General features: G+C 41.7%; 24 protein-coding genes. 16 read left to right on the forward strand and 8 right to left on the reverse strand.

The features are described from left to right. Positions 1-5 precede the first annotated feature (5 nt). Positions 6-3,152 carry a SpoIIE family protein phosphatase gene (locus EHS15_RS15170; protein WP_135761391.1) on the reverse strand — a complete coding sequence of 1,049 codons (3,147 nt, stop codon included), beginning with the start codon at positions 3,150-3,152 and terminating at the stop codon, positions 6-8. A 26-nt stretch (positions 3,153-3,178) separates the two neighbouring features. Continuing rightward, positions 3,179-3,826 (reverse strand): DedA family protein, encoded by a 648-nt coding sequence (locus tag EHS15_RS15175; RefSeq protein ID WP_246052190.1) that lies wholly within the window; start codon positions 3,824-3,826, stop codon positions 3,179-3,181. 94 nt (positions 3,827-3,920) lie between these two features. Between EHS15_RS15175 and EHS15_RS15180 the strand changes: the two genes are divergently transcribed. From EHS15_RS15180 to EHS15_RS15200, 5 genes are read left to right on the forward strand one after another with little or no spacing between them, the layout of a single operon-like run. Next, positions 3,921-4,358, forward strand: coding sequence for a hypothetical protein (locus EHS15_RS15180; RefSeq protein ID WP_135761392.1), 438 nt, complete (start codon positions 3,921-3,923; stop codon positions 4,356-4,358). Positions 4,359-4,367: 9 nt separating this feature from the next. Beyond that, on the forward strand, positions 4,368-5,489 hold the full coding sequence (locus EHS15_RS15185; protein WP_135761393.1) for an AI-2E family transporter: 1,122 nt from the start codon (positions 4,368-4,370) through the stop codon (positions 5,487-5,489). Continuing rightward, the gene (xseA, locus tag EHS15_RS15190) at positions 5,482-6,762 is read left to right on the forward strand and encodes an exodeoxyribonuclease VII large subunit (protein WP_135761394.1); all 1,281 of its coding nucleotides are present in this window, start codon (positions 5,482-5,484) and stop codon (positions 6,760-6,762) included. Before EHS15_RS15185 ends, xseA begins: the two co-directional genes overlap by 8 nt. A gap of 2 nt (positions 6,763-6,764) precedes the next feature. Continuing rightward, on the forward strand, positions 6,765-7,043 hold the full coding sequence (xseB, locus tag EHS15_RS15195; protein WP_135761395.1) for an exodeoxyribonuclease VII small subunit: 279 nt from the start codon (positions 6,765-6,767) through the stop codon (positions 7,041-7,043). A 9-nt stretch (positions 7,044-7,052) separates the two neighbouring features. Further along, positions 7,053-8,456 (forward strand): high affinity choline transporter 1, encoded by a 1,404-nt coding sequence (locus tag EHS15_RS15200; RefSeq protein WP_135761396.1) that lies wholly within the window; start codon positions 7,053-7,055, stop codon positions 8,454-8,456. Here EHS15_RS15200 and EHS15_RS15205 read toward each other — a convergent pair. Then, complete coding sequence (locus tag EHS15_RS15205) at positions 8,422-9,471, reverse strand: D-alanine--D-alanine ligase (protein WP_135761397.1); 1,050 nt, start codon at positions 9,469-9,471, stop codon at positions 8,422-8,424. The genes EHS15_RS15200 and EHS15_RS15205 overlap by 35 nt on opposite strands. 46 nt (positions 9,472-9,517) lie before the next feature. Between EHS15_RS15205 and EHS15_RS15210 the strand changes: the two genes are divergently transcribed. The 6 genes from EHS15_RS15210 to ptsP all read left to right on the forward strand — a co-directional run bounded on the left by EHS15_RS15210 (position 9,518) and on the right by ptsP (position 16,270). Next, a complete protein-coding gene (locus tag EHS15_RS15210; protein WP_135761398.1) occupies positions 9,518-10,927 on the forward strand; it encodes a hypothetical protein in 1,410 nt (469 codons plus the stop codon). Continuing rightward, on the forward strand, positions 10,924-11,700 hold the full coding sequence (locus EHS15_RS15215) for an MlaE family ABC transporter permease (RefSeq protein WP_135761399.1): 777 nt from the start codon (positions 10,924-10,926) through the stop codon (positions 11,698-11,700). The genes EHS15_RS15210 and EHS15_RS15215 overlap by 4 nt, the downstream gene beginning before the upstream one ends. Positions 11,701-11,706: 6 nt before the next feature. Next, a complete protein-coding gene (locus EHS15_RS15220) occupies positions 11,707-12,489 on the forward strand; it encodes an ABC transporter ATP-binding protein (RefSeq protein WP_135761400.1) in 783 nt (260 codons plus the stop codon). A gap of 38 nt (positions 12,490-12,527) precedes the next feature. Then, positions 12,528-13,301: a mammalian cell entry protein Mce gene (mce, locus tag EHS15_RS15225; RefSeq protein ID WP_135761401.1), complete on the forward strand. Its 774-nt coding sequence runs from the start codon at positions 12,528-12,530 to the stop codon at positions 13,299-13,301. Positions 13,302-13,559: 258 nt separating this feature from the next. After that, entirely contained in the window at positions 13,560-14,468 is a 909-nt protein-coding gene (lpxC, locus tag EHS15_RS15230; RefSeq protein ID WP_135761402.1) for a UDP-3-O-acyl-N-acetylglucosamine deacetylase, read from the forward strand. A gap of 65 nt (positions 14,469-14,533) precedes the next feature. After that, positions 14,534-16,270 carry a phosphoenolpyruvate--protein phosphotransferase gene (gene ptsP, locus EHS15_RS15235; protein ID WP_135761403.1) on the forward strand — a complete coding sequence of 579 codons (1,737 nt, stop codon included), beginning with the start codon at positions 14,534-14,536 and terminating at the stop codon, positions 16,268-16,270. Here ptsP and EHS15_RS15240 read toward each other — a convergent pair whose 3' ends face one another. Both EHS15_RS15240 and EHS15_RS15245 read right to left on the reverse strand, forming a co-directional pair. Further along, a complete protein-coding gene (locus EHS15_RS15240; RefSeq protein WP_135761404.1) occupies positions 16,271-17,578 on the reverse strand; it encodes a peptide MFS transporter in 1,308 nt (435 codons plus the stop codon). After that, the gene (locus EHS15_RS15245) at positions 17,554-18,114 is read right to left on the reverse strand and encodes a cob(I)yrinic acid a,c-diamide adenosyltransferase (RefSeq protein WP_135761405.1); all 561 of its coding nucleotides are present in this window, start codon (positions 18,112-18,114) and stop codon (positions 17,554-17,556) included. The genes EHS15_RS15240 and EHS15_RS15245 overlap by 25 nt, the downstream gene beginning before the upstream one ends. Before the next feature lie 204 nt (positions 18,115-18,318). Between EHS15_RS15245 and EHS15_RS15250 the strand changes: the two genes are divergently transcribed. Next, positions 18,319-19,167, forward strand: coding sequence for a flagellin N-terminal helical domain-containing protein (locus EHS15_RS15250; RefSeq protein ID WP_135761406.1), 849 nt, complete (start codon positions 18,319-18,321; stop codon positions 19,165-19,167). Between the two features lie 110 nt (positions 19,168-19,277). Next, positions 19,278-20,018 (forward strand): OmpA family protein, encoded by a 741-nt coding sequence (locus EHS15_RS15255; protein ID WP_135761407.1) that lies wholly within the window; start codon positions 19,278-19,280, stop codon positions 20,016-20,018. A 49-nt stretch (positions 20,019-20,067) separates the two neighbouring features. On the opposite strand, the gene EHS15_RS15260 is transcribed toward EHS15_RS15255, so the two are convergent. After that, positions 20,068-20,388, reverse strand: coding sequence for a YbaB/EbfC family nucleoid-associated protein (locus tag EHS15_RS15260; protein WP_135761408.1), 321 nt, complete (start codon positions 20,386-20,388; stop codon positions 20,068-20,070). Positions 20,389-20,704: 316 nt separating this feature from the next. On the opposite strand from EHS15_RS15260, the gene EHS15_RS15265 reads away from it, so the two are divergent. The 3 genes from EHS15_RS15265 to EHS15_RS15275 all read left to right on the forward strand — a co-directional run bounded on the left by EHS15_RS15265 (position 20,705) and on the right by EHS15_RS15275 (position 22,323). Next, the gene (locus EHS15_RS15265; RefSeq protein ID WP_135761409.1) at positions 20,705-21,214 is read left to right on the forward strand and encodes a MarR family winged helix-turn-helix transcriptional regulator; all 510 of its coding nucleotides are present in this window, start codon (positions 20,705-20,707) and stop codon (positions 21,212-21,214) included. Then, entirely contained in the window at positions 21,183-21,683 is a 501-nt protein-coding gene (locus EHS15_RS15270; protein WP_135761410.1) for a transposase, read from the forward strand. Before EHS15_RS15265 ends, EHS15_RS15270 begins: the two co-directional genes overlap by 32 nt. 82 nt (positions 21,684-21,765) lie before the next feature. After that, positions 21,766-22,323 (forward strand): dihydrofolate reductase family protein, encoded by a 558-nt coding sequence (locus tag EHS15_RS15275; protein WP_135761411.1) that lies wholly within the window; start codon positions 21,766-21,768, stop codon positions 22,321-22,323. 41 nt (positions 22,324-22,364) lie between these two features. Here the strand turns inward: EHS15_RS15275 and EHS15_RS15280 are convergent, their stop codons facing one another. Together EHS15_RS15280 and EHS15_RS15285 are read right to left on the reverse strand one after the other, a co-directional pair. After that, positions 22,365-22,931, reverse strand: a complete 567-nt coding sequence (locus EHS15_RS15280; protein ID WP_135761412.1) for a hypothetical protein — start codon at positions 22,929-22,931, stop codon at positions 22,365-22,367. A gap of 87 nt (positions 22,932-23,018) precedes the next feature. After that, positions 23,019-23,954: an alpha/beta hydrolase gene (locus EHS15_RS15285; protein WP_135761413.1), complete on the reverse strand. Its 936-nt coding sequence runs from the start codon at positions 23,952-23,954 to the stop codon at positions 23,019-23,021.

Here is a 23,954-nt window from a genome sequence, read left to right on the forward strand (position 1 = left end):
TAGACTCAGCTTGCCGATTCCAGTTTACTTTGTTTTTTCCGAATGTGTTCCAAAAGTCGAAGTAAACTAGGATTATCAGGATCTAAAACGACCGCGGAAGTGAGAATGATCTCCGCACGGATATAATTTTTTTCCGCCAGATAGGTTTGCCCCAAATTGATGAGATTTTTGACATGATGCGGATCTCTCAAACGAACCCTTTCCCCGAAGTCGACTGCTGTTTTGAGGTCGGCTACCTTTCTCGCACAGAAAGCGGTGATGTACATAATTTCCGTATCCATCGGTTTGAGTTCGCTGTAGTCTCTCGCCACGGTTTTTGCCTTTCCGTAGTCCTTCAGTTTCAGATACAATTGGATGAATTTCTTTTTGATCTCGGGGATATTTTCTTCCACAGTATTTGCCTGTTGGAGATAAGAAATTGCTTCTTGCAGATCTTGGGAATCGGAGGCTTGTTTTGCTTTGGTCAGTAAAATTTGGATCTCTTTCAATTTCTCTTTTTCAATCCTTGCCTTTTCTCTCTCTTCCACGAAAGATACACGGAGTAAGGACAAATCGTCCGTCAAACTTCCTATTTTATGAAGTTCTTCATAGATGACTTCCAAATCACCTTTCCCTCGCTCTACGACTTTTAGGAAAAGTTTTTCATCTTCATTGATGATTCTTTTTCCATCATCCGTATGTGCGATGAGTAAATCGTCTCTTCCGTCGGATCCGGCGATGACGATATCTCCAGGTTCCAATTGGAAGGTTCGGATGTAGATATCTCCTGCAACCCCTGATGTTCCCAGTTTGCGGAACATCAGTTCGTTTTCCATAAAACTGGCGATCCCATCACGATACAAAACGATCCAAGGATGTTCCGCATTGATGAAATATAAAAGCCCTGTTTCGTTGTCTACGAGTCCCAACACCAAGGACACAAGCATGGAACCGTCGAATCCCACAAAAACTTTATGCAATTCTATGAATGTATTTTTGATCCATCTTTCCGGATAGGTTCTTCTCGCTTCATTGGAAAGTTGAGTTCTAGTGATGATAGATTCGAACACGGAACCCAAAACCAAAGCTCCTCCTGCTCCCTGCATGGATTTACCCATAGCATCCGCATTCAAAAAGACCGTATAAGTTTTGTTATTGAGAGAGATTTGGTTGGCGATGTTTAAATCCCCTCCGATCTCTTTTTCATGTTGACGGAATGTGAATTTTTTCTTTTGTTCCAGTAAAAAATCTACCTGGACATTGTCGTGGTTCGCATGATTGGCAGAGAAAGGTTGTAACAATAGAGAGGTGAGGAAATAATCCCCGTCTTGCTGGTGTTTGAGCGCCTGCACTTCTTGCAAAGTGTTTTCCAACTCTTTGGTTCTTTCCTGAACCTTTAGTTCCAATTGATTTGCATATTGTTGCAGTCTTTTTCTGGCGGCTTGGATGGAACGCACCATTCTGTTGAAAGAACGAGCCATAAATCCGATATCATCTTCCACATGAATGGTGAGTTTGTATTCCAAATTCCCGGAATTCACCTCGGTCAAACCTTCTATGATTTGTTCGATGGGGCGAATCAGTGCACCCAAGAAAAACAAACGGAAGCCGAAAACAACCAAAACAACTAGAGCGATTCCCGCATACATCCAAGGAAGCACCACTTCATGTTGGAAGTCTCTGTACGATTGGTACGGGAAACCCACTTCATGCACCAGATTTCTGCTTTCATCGGTCACAAAATAACTGATATAAAACTGAAATTCGGGAGCATTCTCTTCGAAACGGACTTTCCCTCTGTAATTTCTTTCTCCCGTATGAGGAATAGGCGAAAGTAACAATTCGATTCGATTCCAAATTTCCTGTTCCGGAAGAGAAGAATCTATGATAGAAACGGCCGTTTTGTGAAAGCCGCTGAGAGGGCCGTTTGCAATTGTAAAAAGAGCCTTCCCTTTCGTTTTCACATCCGCAGGGAGAATTTCTCTCCACTTATTTCTGGTATATAATATCTTTCTTTTTAAGGAATCGATGTATTCGATCAAATCGGAGGATGTAGCGATTTTTTCTTCTCTCACTGCATAACGGATTTCCTCCGCATAACCCAAACTGTCGGAAGGAAGTTGTTTCAAATAGGTTTCAAGGCTTCTTTGCAAAGAATCGGAATCCTTGATGGAAACGATTTTTTCGTACAACCAAGCGTTCCAAAATTCCGCAGTATAAGAAGCGGGAGAAAATGAATTTTTTTCAGGGTCTTTTAAGGACTTACCTGAGTTTGTTGTTAGGTCGTAAGTGAAATGAAATGCGGATTTAGAATCTCCCGGCTGGATGACTGCATTTTTAGCTCTTTGGTAATTTGCCAGATCGAAGTTTTTTTCCGTTTGGCGGATCGAAACATAAGCCACCAATTGAATGATAAGAAGGAAACAAGCGAGGGAGATTCCTATGATGCGAGAAAGAATGGTGGTTTTATCCTTAGTGTTGTTAATGTACATCACTGTGGATGCGAAAAGACCGATCACCAAAAACAAATCCGTAGAAGTTTGATAGATCCCTCGGTCAATGGCTCCGTCTCTGGACTGTGCATTTAAAATTCCAGGAACGATCGTGAGGAAAGCGAACGACATGAGAATGCTTCCCAAAACCAATTTCATATCCTTCGTTGTTCGGACAATTTGTACGATTCCTGAAATGATAAAGATGGCAAAAAAGGAAAGTACGTTCAGCGCATAGAATTTATAGAATTGAGGCAACGGAAAATCCCAATAATGCCCTGAAAAGAAGTAAAGCCTTCCCGCATTCAAACTTATATAAACAAAATATAAAGTCACGATCACTACGAAAGAAGTCATCGTGATGAACAGATACTTTCTGGTTCTTACAAAATACTCTTCCGGAAAAGAGAGAAAGAAGCTGGTAAGATAAGTGGCACCCATCAAAGCGGAAGTGATGACAAGCCAACGAAGGTAAGCGGAAGATGGGCCCATAAAGGAAAAATTGATCATATAGGCCAGGTGAAAGAAACCGAGCCAAAGAGTTCCCATTCCAAGCAGATACGTAGCTTTGGATTTTTCTTTCACTGTAAGAAAGAGTTGTGCGTTGTAAAAAGTGAAGATTACGCCGATCAGCGAACCAAAAGAGTAGAAATCGAAAGAAACGGAGCCCCAATTTGCCATGGTGGTAAAAAATTAACCAAACTAAATTACGGTGTCAACTTCGTTCTTCTTTTCTTTAGATAATAAAAAATGCAAAAGACGACCGCAAAAAACACAATCGCAATAGTAATAATTTTGTTATAAACCGATAATATAACAAGAATTTGGTTCCAATTTTTTCCCAGTTTGAACCCTCCCCCGATGAGTAGTCCGCACCACAGCACAATGGCTACCGTGTAAAGGAACATAAATTGAATGATGTTCATTTTGGCCATCCCCGCAACGATAGAAACGAAGAATCGAATCCCTGCGGAAAATCGGGACAAAATGACCACTAAAATGGAATTTCTACGAAACCAGTGGAAAGTTTTTTCCAAAGACTCTTCTTCATACAAAGCTTTCAAAAAGGGCAATTTCGTTTTCTTTAAAAACTGCAATACCCTTGCTCCGAATCGAAACATAAGAAAAGCTCCCAACCAGTTTCCCGTCAAACTGGCAGTGATCACAGAAAATAAGGAAATGGCAGGATGAGTCTGGGCGGCCAAAAAACCGGAAAAGGCTGTGAAACTATCTCCCGGCCAAGGGGGAAATACATTCTCCAAAAAATTGGAAAAGGCAAAAAACAACCACAACGCCCAGCCGGGCATTCCCGAAACGAATTCGATGAAACGAGGAATACTAGAAAAGATCTCCACTCAAAGCAAATTTATCGCAAAGATAAAATGAGTTAGCAAGAAAGTTTTTAAAAAATGATTGGAACTATGGTCTCGGTCGGATTTGATTTCCGTAATGCGTCTCTTTTCGTTTTTGTTCCTTTTCCTACTTTTGCTTCACTGTAGCGGAACCCCTTCTTCCGCCCCCGAATCTTATTCTTTCGATCGGTTGAATCTGGCTCATTATCCGGAAAAGATTCCCCCATCCATCCCTCGCTCTTTTCTGCCGGAATCGGCAGTGTTTATCGATTCTTCTGAACTGAGATCCGGATTTGCGAATGCAAGGGAATCTTATCTTCTTTTGGAATCTACGAACACCAAAGAAGAGATTGAAAAAACCTTGGAAGCAAGAAGTGCAATGGGAGACTGGAAACTCATCCAAAAAGACAGCGAAGGTTCTAAAACGGTGTATCTCTTCGAAGGTTTTCTCAACAAGTCCATGTCGGTTCTTGTGACCGATCAAGGAGACAAAAGATACGCTAAGTATTTTTTTAAAAAACAAAGCAGTTATTAACAAAACGATATGACCAAGTGGCTGGAAAACAAAAACGTAATCATTGTCTATATCATTCTGGCTTCTCTTTTTGTAGCCACATGTTTTACACTTTTTTTCGTATTCAAACCTTATCTTTGGGCCGCCTTCTTAGCCCTTCTATTTTATCTAACGACAAGAAAACTTCATAAACGGCTACGAAACCTTTTGGGAGTTAAGATCGCTTTTCTTTCTCCCTACATCATGGTGATCGTGATGTTAGCCGGTGTGTTCGTTCCTTCCTATCTCATTCTCTCTACGATCATTAGGGAGTCACTAAACCTGGTGAGTTATGTTAGAAACCAACTCTCCGAAGAATCCATCGTTTCTCTACTCCTCAACTCTCCTATGTTGACAGATTTTTTCACAGAGAACGAATTTTTCTGGATCAAACTTCCCGCTCTTTACAGAGAATATGTGGGCCAACACATGGACGTTTTGAACTTGGATTCCATCTACAGCCTTTTGAAAAACTCGTCCGGTTTTTTATTGGGATCGATGGAACTTCCCGGAACGATCGTATTCAACGCCTTTTTCACTTTCATTCTTTTGTTTTTCTTTTACAAAGAAGGGAACAGAATGGAACATGCGTTATTCGTAAATCTCCCCTTCCCTCAAGAAATAGAAGAACGACTGGGAAGAAGGATAGAAGAAGCCATTCGTACTGTGATGTTGGGAAATCTATTTATCGCACTTTTGCAAGGTGCTTTGATTTACGTATTGCTTCTCTTCACTTCCGTTTCCAATAAATTTTTATTATCCAGCATCGCCACAATCTTCTCCCTCATTCCTGTGATAGGAACTTCTGTGGTTTGGCTCCCTGTAGGAATCTATCTGGGCCTTGTGCAAAATGCATGGTCTTACGGAATCTTATTTATGATAGGCGGTGCTTCCGCCTACTTGATTCTAGAAAACTTGGTAAAACCGAAAATCCTGGATAAAAAACTAAAAACCCATCCCTTCCTGATCTTTCTTTCCTTAATCGGAGGTCTGCAGGAATTCGGAGTTGCAGGGATCATCATCGGGCCGATGGCGCTCACTCTCATCATCATCTTATGGGATTTTTGGAAAATATTCAAAGAGACAGGTTTCCAAAACTCGAAGAATGGCTGAACCGAATTCCCTTTCCGTAAGCGAAGTCAATCGCATCATCAAGGCCACGTTACAAGAGTCAGATGGTCTAAAAAACATCTGGGTCAAGGGAGAGATTTCCAACTTCTCCCAAACGGCATCTTCCGGGCATATGTATTTTTCCCTGAAAGATGCCACAAGCGTCATCAAGTGTGCCTTTTTCTCCTTCCAGTCCAAATCATACAAAGGGAGGCCTTTGAAAAACGGAATGGAGATTCGACTCTTCGGTTCCGTTTCCGTTTATGAACCGGGTGGTTACTACAGTCTTTCCGTTCAAAAAGTGGAAGAACTGGGAGAAGGAGATATTTTGCTTCAGATCGAAAGACTGAAACAAAGTCTTTCCGAAAAAGGAATCTTCGATCCGAATAGAAAAAAACCTCTTCCTAAATTTCCCAAACGACTGGGGATCGCCACCTCTCCCAAAGGCGCCGCAGTGGAAGACATCATCCGAATTGCGACCGATCTAAATCCTTCCATTCAAATCTTAGTTTCTCCTTGTTTGGTACAAGGCGATGAAGCGGCAGGCTCCATCGCAGGCGCAATACGAGAATTAAACGATCCTAAATGGGAAGTGGATGTGATCATTGCAGGAAGAGGAGGAGGATCTTTCGAAGATCTCATGGCATTCAATACGGAAGCCGTGGTGATGGCATACTATCATTCCAAGGTTCCCATAATTTCCGCAGTGGGCCACGAAATCGACAGAGTCCTCACCGATTTGGCAGCGGATGCGACAGCACCTACTCCTACCGCCGCCGCAAAACTGGCCATTCCCAACGTAACGGATATGATTTCCAGATTGGAAGAAATGGGGCAAAGATTGAAACACTCCCTTTCCAACAGAACCAAAATAGGAAAGGAAAAATACCAAGGCCTCATCACTCGTTCCATATTCCAAAATCCTTATACGATTTTAGAAACCCGCTCCATTCATGTGGATGAAGTGATGAATCGAATCGGCCTTCTGGGAAAAAACTTTTTGATCCAAAAAAAAAGTGAATTTTCCAGAACGGAAATTCTCAAAATGAGAATGGAACAATATATCCGAAAAAAGAAGCAGGATTACGAACTCATTCAATCCAGAGTGGAACATTTTTCCCCTTTGGGAACTTTAAAGAGAGGATATTCCGTTTTGAGAAATCAGAAAAAGGAAGTCATTTCCTCATTACATCAAATCAAAGAAAAAGAAACCGCGGAACTCATTCTTTCCGACGGTCGTCTCCAAATAGAAGTTACCGGTAAAACGAAGGAATAACTATGTCCAATAAAAACACAACATTCGAAGATGCTTTAAAAGAATTGGAAGAAATCGCTGAAAAATTGGAGAAAGGACAACTCTCTCTGGAAGATTCCATCAAAGCTTACGAAAGAGGAATGGAACTCAAAAAAGTATGCAGCGACAGACTCACTGAAGCGGAAGCCAAAATCGAATTTTTAGCAAAAGGTGGAAACGGAGAAATCGTAAAATCCACTGTGAAAAAGAAGAAAGAAGAATCTTCCAAAACGAACTCCAAAGAAGAAGACGATCTGTTTTAATCCTACAGAATGAACTGGCAGGCTTTTTTTATCTCCGCCTATCTGCTGACTACTGTAGCGATAGGAATCTTTGCGGCAAGAAGGGTAAAAAATGCGAAAGACTTTATTCTCGCAGGAAGAAGCCTCCCCCTTCCCATTTCCACTGCGGCTCTATTCGCCACTTGGTTCGGCAGTGAAACCATTTTAGGTTCTTCCGTAGAATTCGCTAAAGGCGGTTATCTTTCCGTCATACAAGATCCGTTCGGTGGTGCACTTTGCCTCTTTCTTTTAGGGCTCATCTTTGCAAAATCATTGTATCGAATGCAGATCCTTACCTTCGGTGATTTTTACAGAGATCGTTACGGAAGATGGATGGAATTTTTAGGAGGGATTTGTTTGATCTTCTCCTATTTCGGATGGGTGGCGGCACAGTTTGTAGCCTTGGGAATTATGATGCAGGTCATCTTCGGGATGTCCCAATTTATGGGAATTGCCTGCGGTGCATTACTCGTTGTCTTCTATACTTACTTAGGCGGTATGTGGTCCGTTTCCCTTACCGACTTTTTTCAATCCATCTCCATCATCATAGGTCTGATCGTGGTTTTCTATGAGATCAACTTGATCCAACCGATCACTTCTACATTAGCATCCACTCCGGACGGGTTCTTGCATTTTTTCCCGAAAGCGGAATACCGTTCCTGGGTGGTTTATATATCCGCATGGATGGTTGTGGGACTGGGTTCTCTTCCCCAGCAGGATATATTCCAAAGAGTGATGTCCGCCAAATCGGAAAAAACGGCCATCCTTGCCTCTTATTTATCTTCCGTCATTTACATCAGTTTTGCGATGATTCCTTTGTTTTTAGGACTACAAGCATCCAAACTATTGACGGATTTCGATTTGAACGGAGAAAACAGTCAGTTGCTGATTCCTCAAATGGTTTCTAAATTTGCATCTCCTGTCGTTCAAATTCTATTTTTTTCGGCTTTGATTTCTGCCATTCTTTCCACTGCCTCCGGGGCGATACTCGCTCCGTCATCCATACTATCTGAGAATATTCTAAAATATTTATTAAAAGACAAATCGGATCAAAAACTACTTTGGTTGTCCAGAACATCCGTCATCATCATATCGGTGACTTCCTTTCTTTTGGCGGTAGGAAAACCGTCTATCTATGCTTTGGTGGAAGACTCGGGAGGAATTTCTTTGGTTTCCCTGTTCATACCGATGGTCTTCGGTCTTCTTTCCAAAAGACCGAACCAAAAAGCCGCCTTACTTTCCTTAGTCTTTGGTATGACTACATGGGTAATTTTGGAGTGGTTTCATGACGAAACCACCAGCCATTTTTACGGAACCATTGCCAGCCTTCTGGGGATATTGTTAGGAATGGTCCTTTTTCCTACAAAGAGAGAGACTGATCTAAAAGCCAGTTGAACACATCTTTCATTTGAATTCCCAGAGCCTGTGCCTGCTGAGGGATTAGACTTGTTCCAGTCATTCCGGGAAGAGTATTCGTTTCCAATACATAAGGAATCCCGTTTCTGATGATGAAATCGGATCTGGAATAACCTCGGCAACCCAATGTTTTGTGACAAACGAGAGTGTATGCCTGTAATTTTTCCATGATCTCTTGGGAAACAGGTGCGGGAGTGATCTCTTCGCTACCACCTTTCGTATATTTGGCGGTAAAATCGAAGAACTCGGATTTAGGACGAATTTCAGTCGCAACCAATGGAAATGGTTCCCACTGTCCTCCCGTTTTTTTCTCAAGAACTCCTATGGAAACTTCCGTTCCTGAAATCAATTCCTGAACGAAAACTCGGTCTTCCGTAACGAATATTTTTTCGATGAGTAGAATCGCTTCTTCCGGGGTTTTAGCAGGACCTGTATTTACGCTTGATCCGCCAAGCGTCGGTTTGATGAAGACTGGAAAGGAAATAGGAAGCTGCAAAACGAAACGTTTCACATCTATTTCCTTTTTCGAAACCTCTACGAAAGGAGCGACAGGAATTCCCGCCTTTTCGAAAAGCAGATTGGATCTGTATTTATCCATTGCCAATGCGGAAGCAAGCACTCCTGAACCGGTATATGGTAGGCCGATCACTTCCAAAAAACCTTGTATGGAACCGTCCTCCCCCTGTCCTCCGTGAAGACCTAAGAAGACTACATCCAATCCGAGTTTCACTAATAAATGTTTGTCGCTGTCTTGTAATATTTGATTTCCGGAAGTGAATTCGGAAAGAAAACTTCCTTTGAGTTGCAGAGGATCGGGGAAGTTCGATTCGAATCCATTAGGAATGTACCAGGTTCCGTTCGTATCGATGAAAATAGGTTTTACTTCAAACCTTGTACGATCAATCGTCTTATAAATAAAGTAAGAAGAGCGGATTGAAATCTCGTGCTCAGACGAAACTCCTCCGAAAATCAGGCCTAGTTTTTTGCGTATCATGAAATCACTTGATTCCTTTCCAATTCCATCTATAATAAGGAATCAAGTGAGATCCGCATTAAAAAAACAATTCCTTCTTGGATTTTGCCTGTTTTTATCCTCCTTTCCTCTCTCCGCTAAATTGCCAAATTCCTTTACGGAAGATATCCCTTCCGATTATCATCAATTTTGGTTTTTATATGAATCCGAAAAAAGAGGGAACCAAACTTTCACGGCAGTTCGTCCTTTTTATATCGATTTTCAGGACAAAACGACCGCATTTCGAATTCGAAGTTATCTGGCGCCCATTTATTATAAAGAAGAAACAAATCATTGGTACACTTGGTCCTCTCTTTTCTTTTTTACAGGAACCGGTTTTAAACATGAAGAAGGCGACGAGGATGAAGACATTCTACTTACTCCTCTTTTTCTTTGGGGTAAGGGAGATTCTCCCAGAGAAAATTATTTCAGCATCTTTCCTTTCTATGGAAAGATCAGAAACAAACTCAGCTATCAAGAGTTAAACTACTTTTTGTTTCCTATTTATACTGATTGGAAATACAAAACCTACGAAGCCAGATCCATTCTTTGGCCTTTGACGATGAGGGGAAAATCTGAATCCAGAGACGATCTCCGAATTTTCCCGTTTTATTCGAAGAAGGAACATTTCGGAAAATACAAAAGGCAATCCATCCTTTGGCCCTTTCTGCAATGGGGAGAAGAAAGGCTGGATAAAAAAGAACCTTCTAGATACTTTATGTTTTTTCCTTTCTACAATACGAAAGATTCCAAAGACGGAAATATGAAAAGCCGCGCCTATCTTTGGTTTCCCGTTTTGAATTCCCTTTTCTCTTACGGATACGACCGCAAAACAGGGCAAACCAATTATTCCGCTTTGTTCATTCTATTTCAATACACAACGTCCGTGAAAAAAGATACGGAAAAGTTTATACTGTTTCCCTTCTACGGATATTCGTATTTTGCAAAAAAAGAATCAGAATTCATATCTCCCTTTTATTTCAGTTTGGCGCAGAACACGAATCATTTGAAATCGAAATCCTACTTCCTGATTCCTTTTTTCTCTCATATCAAACAAGAGTTTGTGGAAACAGGAAGGACAGATCTCTATTGGAAATTCTGGCCTCTTCTTCGGTATCATAGAGATTCGGAAGGAAATTCGGTTTGGAATACGATTTCGATCATTCCCATCCGTTTCGAGGGAATGGAAGAAACCTGGGAACCGATTTTTTCCATCGTTGAATTCAGGAAGTCATCTAACGGAGAAAAACGAATCCATCTGCTCAGTAGACTCTATACGCAAAGATGGACGGAAAAAGAAACCAGCATCCACATTCCTCTTCTTGCGGAATTCAATAAAACGGCAACAGGATTCGAATACCAATTTTTTTACGGCTTATTGGGAATCGATACGAGAGAAGAACGCACTCAATATCAAATTTTATGGTTAAAAATATGAAATCATTCTTTGAGAAAACGATCCAACCTACCATCTATGCGGTAGGATTCACTGTATTACTTTTATTCAGAACATTCTCCCAATCCCATCACGCCTTTTTCAAAAGAAGAGAAATTTTGGATCAGATGTTTATCGCTGGGGTCGGTTCCCTCTTCGTTGTTTCCGTCGTTTCCATCTTTACGGGAATGATCATGGGCTTGAATACGGGGCTTGGACTTCGCGACTTCGGTGCGGAAGGTCAGATCGGTCTCCTACTTACGATCACTCTGACAAGAGAGATGGCTCCTTTTATGACCTCTTTGATTTTAGCGGCCTCCGTAGGTTCCGCAATGGCGGCGGAGATAGGAACTATGAAGGTTTCCGAAGAGATAGATGCCTTGGAAGTGATGTCGATTGATCCTGTTCGTTATCTGGTGATGCCTCGCATTTTCGGATTTTCGATTATGGTTCCCATACTTTGCATCTATTCTTCCACTTTAGGAATATTAGGCGGTGCCATCGTAGGCCATTTTCAATTTGGAATCGATATGATCTCCTACTTCCAAGATGTGTTTTACCGCATTTCTTCTCTTCCCGGATTAAAAGATCTTTATGTGGGAGTCTTCAAAGGATATATCTTCGGACTCATCATCTCCACTGTATCTTGCAGCCAAGGTCTTCGCACCAGCGGAGGTGCGATCGGTGTGGGTCAAACCACAAGACAAGCGGTAGTGACTTCTTTTCTTATGGTCATATTCTTCGGTTATGTGTTGACTGCCGTTTTTTATAAGTGAGGCTTTATGGAAACCATCGCAATTGAAATGAAAAACGTTCATAAAACTTTCGGACATAGAAAGATCCTGAAAGGAATGAACATTAAAGTAAAAAAAGGAGAAACGATGGTCATCCTGGGACCTTCCGGAACCGGAAAATCAGTCAGTCTAAAACACATCACTGGTTTACTCGATCCGGACGAAGGAGACTGTTATATCTTCGGAGAATCCATTGTTCATGCGGATGAAAAGAAAAAAAAGGCGCTTCGATCCAAACTAGGCGTCTTATTCCAGTCAGGCGCTCTCATCAACTGGCTCACCGTTTATGAAAATGTAGCACTTCCCTTGAGAGAACATAAAATCGCACATGGAGAAGAGCTCGATCGAATCGTGATGGAAAAATTAAGATGGCTGGATTTGATTCCCGCCAAAGACACTCTTCCCAGTAATATCTCCGGTGGTATGAAAAAAAGAGTCGGTTTGGCAAGAGCTCTCACCTCTCAGCCGGAAATCGTAATGTATGATGAACCTACTTCGGGATTGGATCCTGTGATGTCCAACGTCATCAACGATCTTGTCATCCGAATGCAAAAAGAACTGGGTCTAACAAGCATCGTAGTCACTCACGATATGAGTTCCGCATATCGAATCGCAGATCGGATCAGTTTTCTTTATGAAGGACAAGTGTTGTTTTGTGGTACCTCCGACGAGATCCAAAACTCTCCCAATCCCATCATACAACAATTCATACACGGAAGAACGGAAGGACCGATGATTCTGGATCATTCGGAACTCAAACAAACAAAATAATTGACTTTCCTTCAGGGAACGGAGATCATCAAGCCACAATGTCTTCTTTTGGACGCACCCTCATTGTAGGGTTTCTATTTGTTTTCGCTTTTGTAGCAGTCGGTTATTTCACAATCGTTACGGAAGGCGGCCCCTTTCAAAAAGAAGGTTTTCGACTTTCCGTCTACTTTCCGGACGCAGAAGGGATCAAAGTGGGAGGCAAAGTCACTATCCACGGAGTTCCCTTCGGCTATGTATCCAAAATCAGGCTCGTTCAAATCGATGAACAAGGAAACATCCTCCCTGAAGGAGACACAGGCATTGGAACCAAGGTAGAATTGGTCCTTCTTCTCAAAGGCCCGGTTCAGCTTTTCGACAACTACCAAATCACCATCAAAAACGAAAGTTTACTCTCAGGAAGAGTGGTCGCACTAGACCCAGGTTCCAAATACCCTGTCGACCCCAAAACCAAACAATACATCATGGGAGAGAAAGAACACTCCCAACTTACGATCCTTCCTAAAGGAGGGAAACTCGTTCCCATCCAAGGAAAGGTCACGCAAGACCCTCTTGTCTCTCTCTCAGAACTCATTGCAGAAAATCGCTCCGACATCCGTAAAACGGTCCAAAATATAGCGAGCATCACCGGAAAAATCAACAACGGACAAGGAACCTTGGGAAAGCTGATCAACGAGAACGATGTTCATAAGTCCGTAAACACTACGTTAGGAGATGCGCAGATCGTTCTCAAAGAAATTAGGGAAGGATTGGAGGATACCAGGGAACAAGCGCCTGTTACAAGCTTCATTCGGTCCGCACTTTCCGCATTTTAGCCCTGTTGCAGGGAAACAACACTGTTGTAAAAAGGAGACAGTTTTTCTGTTTCCATTTACGGATTTCCGATTGCCCCTCGCCGATCCTGCCCGACTAGATAACAAAAGAACTACAAATTTCGGCCTTCCAGCCCTCTTTTAGGGATTTGGTAGGTTTTTCACCTGATCTGAAGATCTGGCACGGAGTTTGCATTTCTACGGTAGATACGCCGGCAAAAAGCGAAAGCCGCTTTGAGAAAGGTATAGAAGAGAAAATAGATGATACAGCAAATTCATAGAAAGACAATCAAAAGTTCGATCACTTTGAAGGGAATCGGACTTCATTCGGGGAAGACGGTAACGCTTCGTTTGCACCCCGCCGAGGCAGGAACCGGCCTTATTTTCTTTCTTTATAAGGGACTCTCCAAAGTGAGAATTCCGGTATCTCTGGACCATGTGGTAGATACCAGCAACGCAACTACCATCGGAGACGGTGGCTCCAACAGAATCCAAACCATCGAACACCTTTTAGCAGCAGTACATACCTTAGGAATCACAGATTGTATCTTGGAAATTGATGCAGTAGAAGTTCCCATCATGGACGGATCTTCCGCTCCTTTCTGGGAAGGAATCCGCTCCGCAGGAATCCAAGAATTGGAAGAAACCATCGAACCGATTCGAATTGCCAACCCAATGTGGGTGGTAGATGGGGACAAATATCTAGTGATGCTCCCTTCCGATGAACTCAAAGTTACTTATAATATCGATTTCAACCATCCTCTTCTCAGAGGCCAATCCTACACCACTACCTTAAACGAAAACATCCTATCCGAAGACATCCTTCCTGCCCGTACTTTCGGGTTTTTGAAAGATGTGGAAGCTCTCCAAGCCAGAGGACTGGCGATGGGAGGATCTTTGGACAATGCTGTGGTACTTACCGACGACGGGTATTTGAACGAAAGCCTTCGCTACGAAAACGAATGTGTTCGCCACAAAATCCTAGATCTAATCGGTGACTTGGCAGTGATGGGAAGACCGTTCTACGGACATTTGATCGCTTCTAAAGCAGGCCATGCTTTGGATATCTCTCTTGCCAAATGCATCATGAGCCAGGTCACAGGAGACGAATTGACCAAGTTCAAGAGCAAAAGAGTGCCTCTTTTCTCCAAAAAAGAAGCAGCTAGATAAGTACGATTATTTTTTTCTTTTCAATAGACTTCCTCTGAGAGACACTTCTGCCAAGGTAGAAAGCCATGGTAGAAGAAAAGAGCATATTCAAGGGAATTTCTGCCTACCCGGGTGTAGTATACGGCCAAGTCTACAAATGGCGCCCTCCTCGTAAAAAAAAGGAGTCGAGAACCGCTCTCACTCCCGAAGAAATCAAAATCGAATTGGATCTGTTCAAACATAGTTTGGATCGGACGGAATCGGAACTTGCAGAAATCGTTCAAAAACACAGCCAAGATCCGAACGGAAGAGAATTAGTAGAAATCATAGAATCCCAAATCGTTTTTCTAAACGATCCGTTGTTTCGTGCGAGAGTTTTCGAACGAATCACCCAAAGTGCAGAAAGCGCCAACTTAGCCTTAGAGACCACAGTCAGTTCCCTCTACGACGAATTCCAAGCGATCCCCGACGAATTTTTCAGAGAAAGAGCGGATCATATCCTGGATATAGGAAAAAGATTAGAAGGCAACCTAGAACCGAATCAAAAAACGGAACCAAACAATCATTTGCCGGATAACATCATTCTGATTGCAAAGGAAATCACTCCTTCCGAGATGATCACGATCGACAAATCCAAAATCAAAGGGATAGCGACAGACTTCGGAGGAAAAACGGGACATATGGCAATCATCGCCCGTAACTTCGGGATCCCCACCATCGTAGGTCTCAAAAATATAACATCACATACGGAAGACGAAGATTACGTACTTCTGGATGCCACCAAAGGTTTGTTAAATCGATTTCCCAGCTTGGAAGACATCAAACTATTCGGGTTGCAAAGCGAAATCAAATCCTCATCCGTCCCCTTCCAGGAAGATACAAAAGATCTAAGAACTAAGGACGGCGTTCCTTTCTCCATCAAAGTGAATATAGATTCCCAGGAAGAAGTGCAAGCCGCCTTCGAAAAAGGTGCTGCAGGGATCGGACTTGTTCGAACTGAGATTCTTTTCATTCAATACAAAGAACTGAAACCTACGGAAGAAGAACAGTTCTTAGCCTATAAACAAATTCTATTAAAAATGGAAGGTCGTCCCGTCACTTTCCGAGTTTGGGACATAGGCGCAGATAAAATGGAGAACGGATACGAAGAAGCGAATCCTTTTTTGGGTTCGAGAGGAATCCGTTATCTTCTCAGACATCCTCATTTTTTTAAAGAACAGATAAGAGCTTTGCTTCGAGCCAGTGAATTCGGAACCATACAGGTGATGCTGCCAATGATCACAACTCTTTCCGAAATTCTACAAACAAAGGTTTTGTGGGAAGAATGCGTCGAGGAACTGAAAGAATCAGGAATTGAAATCAATAAAAAAATCCCGATGGGGATTATGGTGGAAACTCCCGCCTGCGCTCTTAATCTTCCTTTTTTGGGGAAACACGTTGATTTTTACAGCGTAGGAACGAACGACCTTCTGCAATACCTTCTGGCAGTGGAAAGAAACAACCACGTAGTGAACGATTTGTACAACCCTTGGCAGGTAGTGTTTTTACTTCTTCTCAAAACCATTGCGGAAGTGGCAAAGTCCCAAAAGAAACCAATTTCCATCTGCGGAGAAATAGGAAGCGATCCTTTGTTTACTCCCGTTTTACTAGGATTAGGCTACAGGGATTTATCCTGCGCTCTTCCTCTGATGCAGAAAGTTAAAAAAAGAGTCGCAGAAACGACTGTATGGAAAGCGAAGTTACTCGCAGAACAAGTGCTAGAATTAGCAGGAGAGGAAAAATTTGCGGAGATCGATTCTTTAGTGAACCAAACCCAAGGTTAATTAATTCAGCTTCCAAAGCCACTTTCGAAGGAAAAACCAAAGTCCAAAAAGCAAAGCCGCCGCTCCCCAGGAAGTTCCTACAAAGAATAAAAAGAAATGGGAAAGATCTGAAAATTTTCCAGCCCATCCGAACAAATAGCCCGCTAAATAATGACCCGCGGCAGTAGAAAGAAACCAAATCCCCATAAGCATCCCCGCATATCGAGAAGGAGCCGTTTTACTGACGAAAGAAAGTCCCACGGGGGACAAAAACAATTCACTCATCGTATTCCAAAAATATGCGGCAAATAAAAACAATACTCCTGCTTTGAGTCCTGAGGCTACCTCCCAAGAGGCAAATACCATCACTAAAAATCCGAATCCCAATAAGAACAAACTCATCACGAACTTTAAAATAGGGTCAGGATTTTTTCCTCGTTCCGCAAGTTTGCTCCATAAATAAGCAACGATCGGTCCGAAGATCAGAATAAACAAAGGATTGATGGACTGAAAAAAAGATGCAGGAACTTCTACACCTAACAAATTTCTGTCGGTATGTCTCAGGGCGAACAAATTCATGGAAGAGCCCACTTGTTCAAAGGCCATCCAAAAGAAAATGCTGAAAAAAGAAAGAATACCGATGAGAGCAATTCTTTCTTTGATATGAGTATCCACCGGTTGTAGGGAGGCTTCGCCGGATTGAATATTTTCTACAAAGGCAGTTCTTTCCCAAAGAGAAGCGGGAAGTTTTCTGGAACCGAAATAAAAAACGATCATACCGATCGCCATTCCTATACCTGCAGCACCGAATCCATAATGCCAGTTTTTTCCTTCGCCTAAGGAGCCGCAGATGATAGGACCGATCAGTCCTCCCAAGTTGATCCCCATATAAAAAATAGTGAACCCGCTGTCGCGTAACTCCGGTTTATTTCGATACAGTTTGCCGAAAACAGTGGACATATTCGGTTTAAAAAAACCGTTTCCGAAAATCAAAAGACCTAGTCCCAAGTAAAAGAAAGGTAATTCGGGAAATGCCAAACTCAAATGTCCCAGCAGCATTAAGGATGAGCCCAGATAAATCGCTGCTTTGTATCCTAAATAACGATCAGCAAGATACCCTCCCAGTATGGGAGTCAAATAGACGAGTGCCGTATAAACCGCATAGACCTGCGCAGCATCTTCGTCCGAAAAATGAAGTTCGCTCACAAGATACAGAATCAGAAGAGCTCTCATTCCGTAATAACTTAGTCTTTCCCACATTTCCGTGAGAAACAGATAAGGAACACCTTGCGGATGTTTATCGGCTATTTTTTGGTTCGAGACTTCCAAGTGGTCTCCGTCCTCTCTTGTTTTAGATTCGCATATCTGGCCGCAGTGAATAGATAATCGGAAAGACGATTGATATATTTACGGACATTGCCCGCAATTTCTCCTTGTGACTCCACATAACGAAGCACATCTCTTTCCAGACGTCTGCAAACGGTTCTGGCGATATGAAGAGTGGATGCGATTTCACTTCCTCCAGGAAGTATAAAATTTTTGATAGGAGGTAAAGAAAGAGTGAGTCTGTCGATTTCTTTCTCCAAATTCTCAATATCTTGTTCCGTAAGAATCGAACCTTCCGCATCCCTAGGCACATACCCCGCCAGCTCAGATCCGATTTCAAAAAGTAGATGCTGAATGGAGGAAAGATATTCAGTAAACTCCTCTTCCAACCCGCTGGAGTGTGTTAGGGCAAGCCCCAGAAAAGAGTTCAATTCGTCACAGGTTCCGTACAAATCCACCCTGCTGTCCGTCTTCTTAACTTTGATTCCCGATGCGAGATAGGTTTCTCCCCCGTCACCTGCTTTGGTATAAATCTTCAAAATGATCCGCTCTTTTCCTAAATTTTCTTTACAGACACAGTTTGAAGGGAGTAGATTCAAAGGGAAAGGCAAAATTCATTTCGGGACCAGAGGAAGGCAACCCTCCCCCGAGCCGAAGCCGGTCTTCACCGCTTCCACTTGTATTTTGTCTTTTTCCGCCTGTAGGGAAACAAGCGGGTCATGTACACACAGGAGGGTGTGACTATGATTATCAATCACAATGTCAGTGCGCTCGTTGCGAAACGATCGCTCAGCAACACTAGTCGTGACATGGACAAATCCATGGAGCGTCTGTCCACAGGGCTTAGAATCAATCGCCCGGGAGACGATGCCCCCGGTTTTGCCGTTTCGGAAAGACTCAGATCCCAAATCAGAGGACTCAGCCAAGCAGAAAGAAACACACAGGACGGTATGTCCTTTCTGCAAGTAACGGAAGGTTCTCTCGACCAAGTAAACTCCATCTTACAGAGATTACGCGAACTTTCGATCCAATCTTCGAACGGAATTTATTCCAACGAAGACCGCAAATTGATCGGAATGGAAGTATCACAGTTAGTCGAAGAAGTGGAGAGGATCGGAAACACCGCAGAGTTCAATAAAATTCGTCCTTTGGACGGAAGGTTCTCTAAAGCGGGAAAAAATCCGATGACGGTTCAGGTAGGTACGAATGCAGGAGAAAAGATAGACATCTTCATCAATACGATGAACGGGTCTTCTTTGAAACTGAAATCGACAGGAAGCAGATTCACTTTGTCAACTGCGGCACAAGCGAATAGCTCCTTACAGGTACTAGACGATGCAATCACGAAAGTGAATCAATTGCGTGCCGATCTAGGTGCTTACTACAACCGGTTGGATCTTACCATGCGTTCTTTGGAAAACAATTATGTGAACATGGTTTCCTCAGAATCTCAGGTAAGAGACGCCGATATGGCAACGGAAATGGTTGAGTATTCCAAAAATCAAATCCTCACCAAATCCGGAGTGGCTATGCTGGCTCAAGCAAATCTAAGACCCGAGTCGGTAGTAAAACTACTCACCGATCGATACTAAGATTGGAAAAGGGGGATAAATTCCCCCTTTTTCCAGAAATCCTCTTGCCCAATGGGCGAATCCATACAAAATGTTTCCAATCATCTACCAAATATCTTAGGAGATTCCCCTTGAACAAAATCATCGCTGGAGTGGCAACGCTCTCTTTAATTTCTTCCATTTCATGTTCCCTTTCGGACAATGCAAAACGTTTGATCCTCAGTACTTCCATCGGTTGTGCCACAGGACTTGCATTAGGTGCCGTTTACGACGAAGTTCAAAGAAAAAAAGAAAGCAAAAACACAAAGAACGACTTTCAAAAACAAATCAAACAAGCGCTTGCTTTAGAAAAGAAAAAGCCGCAAAACAAGGGTAAAATTATCGGACTAGGCGCCGGTTGTTTGGCAGGTTTGGGAACAGGCTTTTATCTGAATACTATGTACGACAATATGTCCGAGCAAATGTCCAAAGAAGGAATTCAATTGGAAAAAGTTGCCTCTAAAGGCGGCAGCGGAGAAACAGAAGCCCTTCTCGTAAAAATGGACGGAGGAATTTCCTTTGAAGACGGAAAAGCCGACCTAAAAGGTAAAGGAAAAGAAAACATCGACAAGTTAGCGGAAGCTCTTGCTGCTTATCCTGAAACTAAAATCAATATCGCAGGTCACGCAAACAGAACGGGAGCGGAAGACAATAACGTCAAGTTGTCCCAATCCAGAGCAGAAACTGCTAAGTCTGCGATCTTAGGAAACGGAATCGAAACGAAAAGAATCGGAGAAGTGAAAGGTTTTGGATCTTCTCAACCAGCTACTGGATTAAAGCCGGAAGATGGTGCGAACAGAAGAGTAGAAGTAGAAATCGTAGCCGCAGGGTAATCGAAAGAAAAACTTGCCTCTTTTCCGGAGGCAAGTGCGTTTGTTTTTGTTACATTCCTAAACCGGGAAAACCGCCCATCGCCTGCATTTGTTTTGCAGCTCCTGCTTGTGCATCTTGCAGAGCCTTTGCATAAGCTTCTTGAATTGACTTCTCCAAAAGTTTTTTGTCTTTTTTCTCGATCAATTCGTCTTCGATTTGAATGGATTTCATTTGGAATTTTCCATCGAGTGTAACAGAAAGAAGTTTATTTTTTGCAATTCCCACAAAATTCAATCCTGCGAGTTCTTTCTCCATGGTTTTCACCTGAGATCGCATTTTCTTCATTTGTTTTAACATTTCAAATTTATTTCCGCCGCCGCCACCGAACATAATTACCTCTTACTGGAACGATAGCTTTCATCAAATTATGACCGCATCATCTGGCAATTGAAAAATAGGAAGAATTCAATTCAAAAAACGACTGTATGATAGCAGGATCCGATCCTATATGAACCTTTCCCCAAGATACCTAGAATCCAATTAGCATTCAATAACATCTGATTCGTCCAAGAAACCCTTTCAAAAACCATTTCCGACGAGGACATCCGGCCAAAAATGGACGGTTCAGTTTTCAGAAAAATCGATTACGAACTTCAAAAAATATTGTTTACAAACTAAATATCTTTGTTACTAAGATATTTATCTAATGAGAAAAAAACAGTCGAATGCAACAATCGAAAAGTTTAGGATCGCAAGCAGACAGTATTCAGATGCTTCCATTTTTATGCATGAAGCGATTGCGAGAAAAGCAGGTTTATCGGGCACCGATCATAAATATTTAGGACTTATACTTCCGCACAAAGAATTGACTGCAGGTGACATTGCCAAAATGACAGGACTGACAACAGGTGCGGTTACAGGTTTAGTAGACCGTTTGGAAAAGAAAAAACTATTGAAAAGGCAGTTCACCAAAGATGACAGAAGAAAGGTAATGATCGTTCCCAATGTGGAAAACAGCATGAAACTCTTTCAGCCGATTTTCAACGAATTGCAACAAAAAACGACCGCCCTAATCTCTTCTTTTAGCGATGCAGAAATTCAAACCATTGAGAAATACTTTACTGAAGCGACTCTCATCATGAAAGAAACAACGAATAAATTAAACAATACAGAGGAAGATTCAATTGGAAAATATAACAATATCTTGTTTATCTAAAGCAGAATTATGGCTTTTTACGACTACACTCGTTTATTTTCTAATGAATGGAGCCCAAATTTTTGAAACCTTAGTCTTTGTTCCCAAATGGACAGACTCTCCTCCAAACAATTTCAAACTTTTACTGGACGGACAAGGAACCGGTCTGAAAACTTTCTGGATCGTATTTCATTCTATACATGAGATTACTTTCATTCTTGCCATTGTTTTTTGCTGGGAAATAGAACTTATAAGACATTGGCTGTTGATTTTATTTGCAATTCATTTTGCAGTCCGTATCTGGACAGTTTCTTATTTCGCACCGAACATCATACGGTTTCAAAAAATTGCAGAAACACAATCCAAGGAAGAAAACTTGCTATCGAAGGCATCCGTTTGGCAGAAACTCAATTACTTGAGAGTTTCCATTTTTATGGCTCTTTCCATCGGATTTATCCCTCTGTGTATTTATTTATTTAAATTAGGTTAGGTTACTAAAATTTTAAGTAGTTCGCTACGAAAGCTGCCAATTTCTGCTTTCCCTTTTTAGTGATTCCTTTACAAACAAATCTATGAGAAAAGTCATTTTTGGAATCAATCTTTCCTTGGACGGTTATTTCGGCCATACGGGAATGCTCCCCGATGAAGATGTGCACAGATATTTCACTGCCCTCTTGTCTCATGGAAGCCACATCCTTTATGGGCGGGTTACATACGAATTGATGGTACCCTATTGGCCAGATATCGCCAAAAGCCAAAGCGAAGATGCTTCCTCGAATGAGTTTGCTCTGGTGTTCGACTCTCTTGAGAAAGTTCTATTTTCAAAATCATTGAAACAAATTGAAGATAAAAATACGAAATTAGCGACAGGCAATCTGGCTGATGAAGTCACAGTATTGAAACAACAAACAGGAAAAGATATTCTAGTAGGAAGTTTGAGTATTGCTTCTCAACTCTCTCAACTCCATCTGATTGATGAATATCATTTCGTAATCCATCCTGTGATCGTAGGAAACGGCCCTAAGTTATTCGATACTCTGAAGTTGCAGGAGGGTTTTCAATTAGATCTTCTGAGTTCGAAAACTTTTAAATCCGGGGTCATTGCAAATCATTATAAAAGACATGTTTAAAACCTTTTGTTAAGCGAAGAATAAATTTTGAATTGATTTAATTACTCCATTGAGTGGCCATCAAATTCTCCGAATGAATCCGCATCAATATTGAGAAAGCCTGGTTTATCTTTTAGATTTTTATTATTCTTTAAATTAGTTTTTATTGTTACAATTGCTTTTTTGTTTTCATCCAAATGGATAAATCCTGTGAATTCAAAAATTGCGGGATACACTTGAAAATTTTTCAGAATTCCTGCTTTGTATTTTTTGATGCATTCATTTTTTTCTTTTTTCGTATTTGTATGATAGTAGGAGCCAGCGCATTGACCATTTTCTTCACTTGGGCCTTCCATCATTTTAGCAGAAAGAATCATTCTATCTTTATTTTTACTCCATTTACCTTCAATTTTTCTCCCCCAGCCTTTACAATCGCCGGTAAATTTATAAATGAACGAACCATTTTCTTTGAATTCAAAATGTTCACAATCTACACCCCAATTAAGAATACCTTTTTTGAAATGTTTCGGAAATTCATTTAAAGGGGAATGGGAAGTTAAGTCTGAAGACTGAGCATATAAACTAATATTTAAAATAAGCAAAAAGAAAGTGATTATCGTTTGGTTCATATTTTTATTTCCAAGCTATAGAATTTTATCGTTTTTCGAATACAATTTCGTAAAAGTATATAGAACAACTAGGACGCAACAACACTATCATCTCAAAAAATAAATCATTTCCCGATCTAAAACGGGGCAATCCTCTATGATGAATTGATAGTGGTTGCATTCATGAAGAGTCAGCCCTCTTACGTTCGGAATCTCTGACAGCATTCTCTGGTAGGAAGGATCGGGAATCATCTCATCCGATGGGGAAAGGTTTTCCCGCAAAGCACGAACAAGTAAAGTAGGACAGGTAAGCTTGGAGTAAGGAAGATTTTTATTTTTTTTCAGCTTATTTAAAAATTCAGACGGGGAAACGAATATATTCTTAACCAGCGTTCGATTGGTTAAACTTCCTCCCAATGCGTTTAATTCCGCTTCCATCACATAAGAAGGAAGACTGCAAGTATATCCTTTTTCCGTTTTCTCCAACTCATACGCAAACATCTGTTCAATGGAATCATTCCAAGCGGAAATAAAGGGAGAATCTTGGATCTCTTGAAAATAATCGGCCTTTTGAGAGAAAAATCTTCCTATGCGAGTGAGGGACAAACGCACCATTTGTAGATTGCGCCATTTTCTCAAAATAGGCTGAACGGCACCTCCGTCGAGAAGAACCGACTTAGAAATGAGGTTTGCATTTTTTTCAGCCAAAGCCAAACAAATCCAACAGCCCAAAGAGTGAGCGACGATACTTACAGCACCTAACTTTAAAGCTTCGATTGACTGCTTCAGATCTTCCGCATGGATTTCAGGTCCATAAATCCCTTCCGGTTTATCCGACTTCCCCCTTCCTCTTAAATCATAAGAATACACATCTCTCCCTAAAGGAGCGAGTGCGGTAGCAATTCGATGCATGAACTGTAAGTTGCCGGAAAGCCCGTGGATGAGCAGGATCGGATTTTTGGAAGTTTTGCCAGGATACTTTCGAAAACGAAGTTTGACGTTTTCCAAAGTCAGATATAATTCTTGGAAGGGTTTCGTTTTCAT

The organism is Leptospira idonii (assembly GCF_004770995.1).
In the GTDB taxonomy this organism is placed as follows: domain Bacteria; phylum Spirochaetota; class Leptospiria; order Leptospirales; family Leptospiraceae; genus Leptospira_A; species Leptospira_A idonii.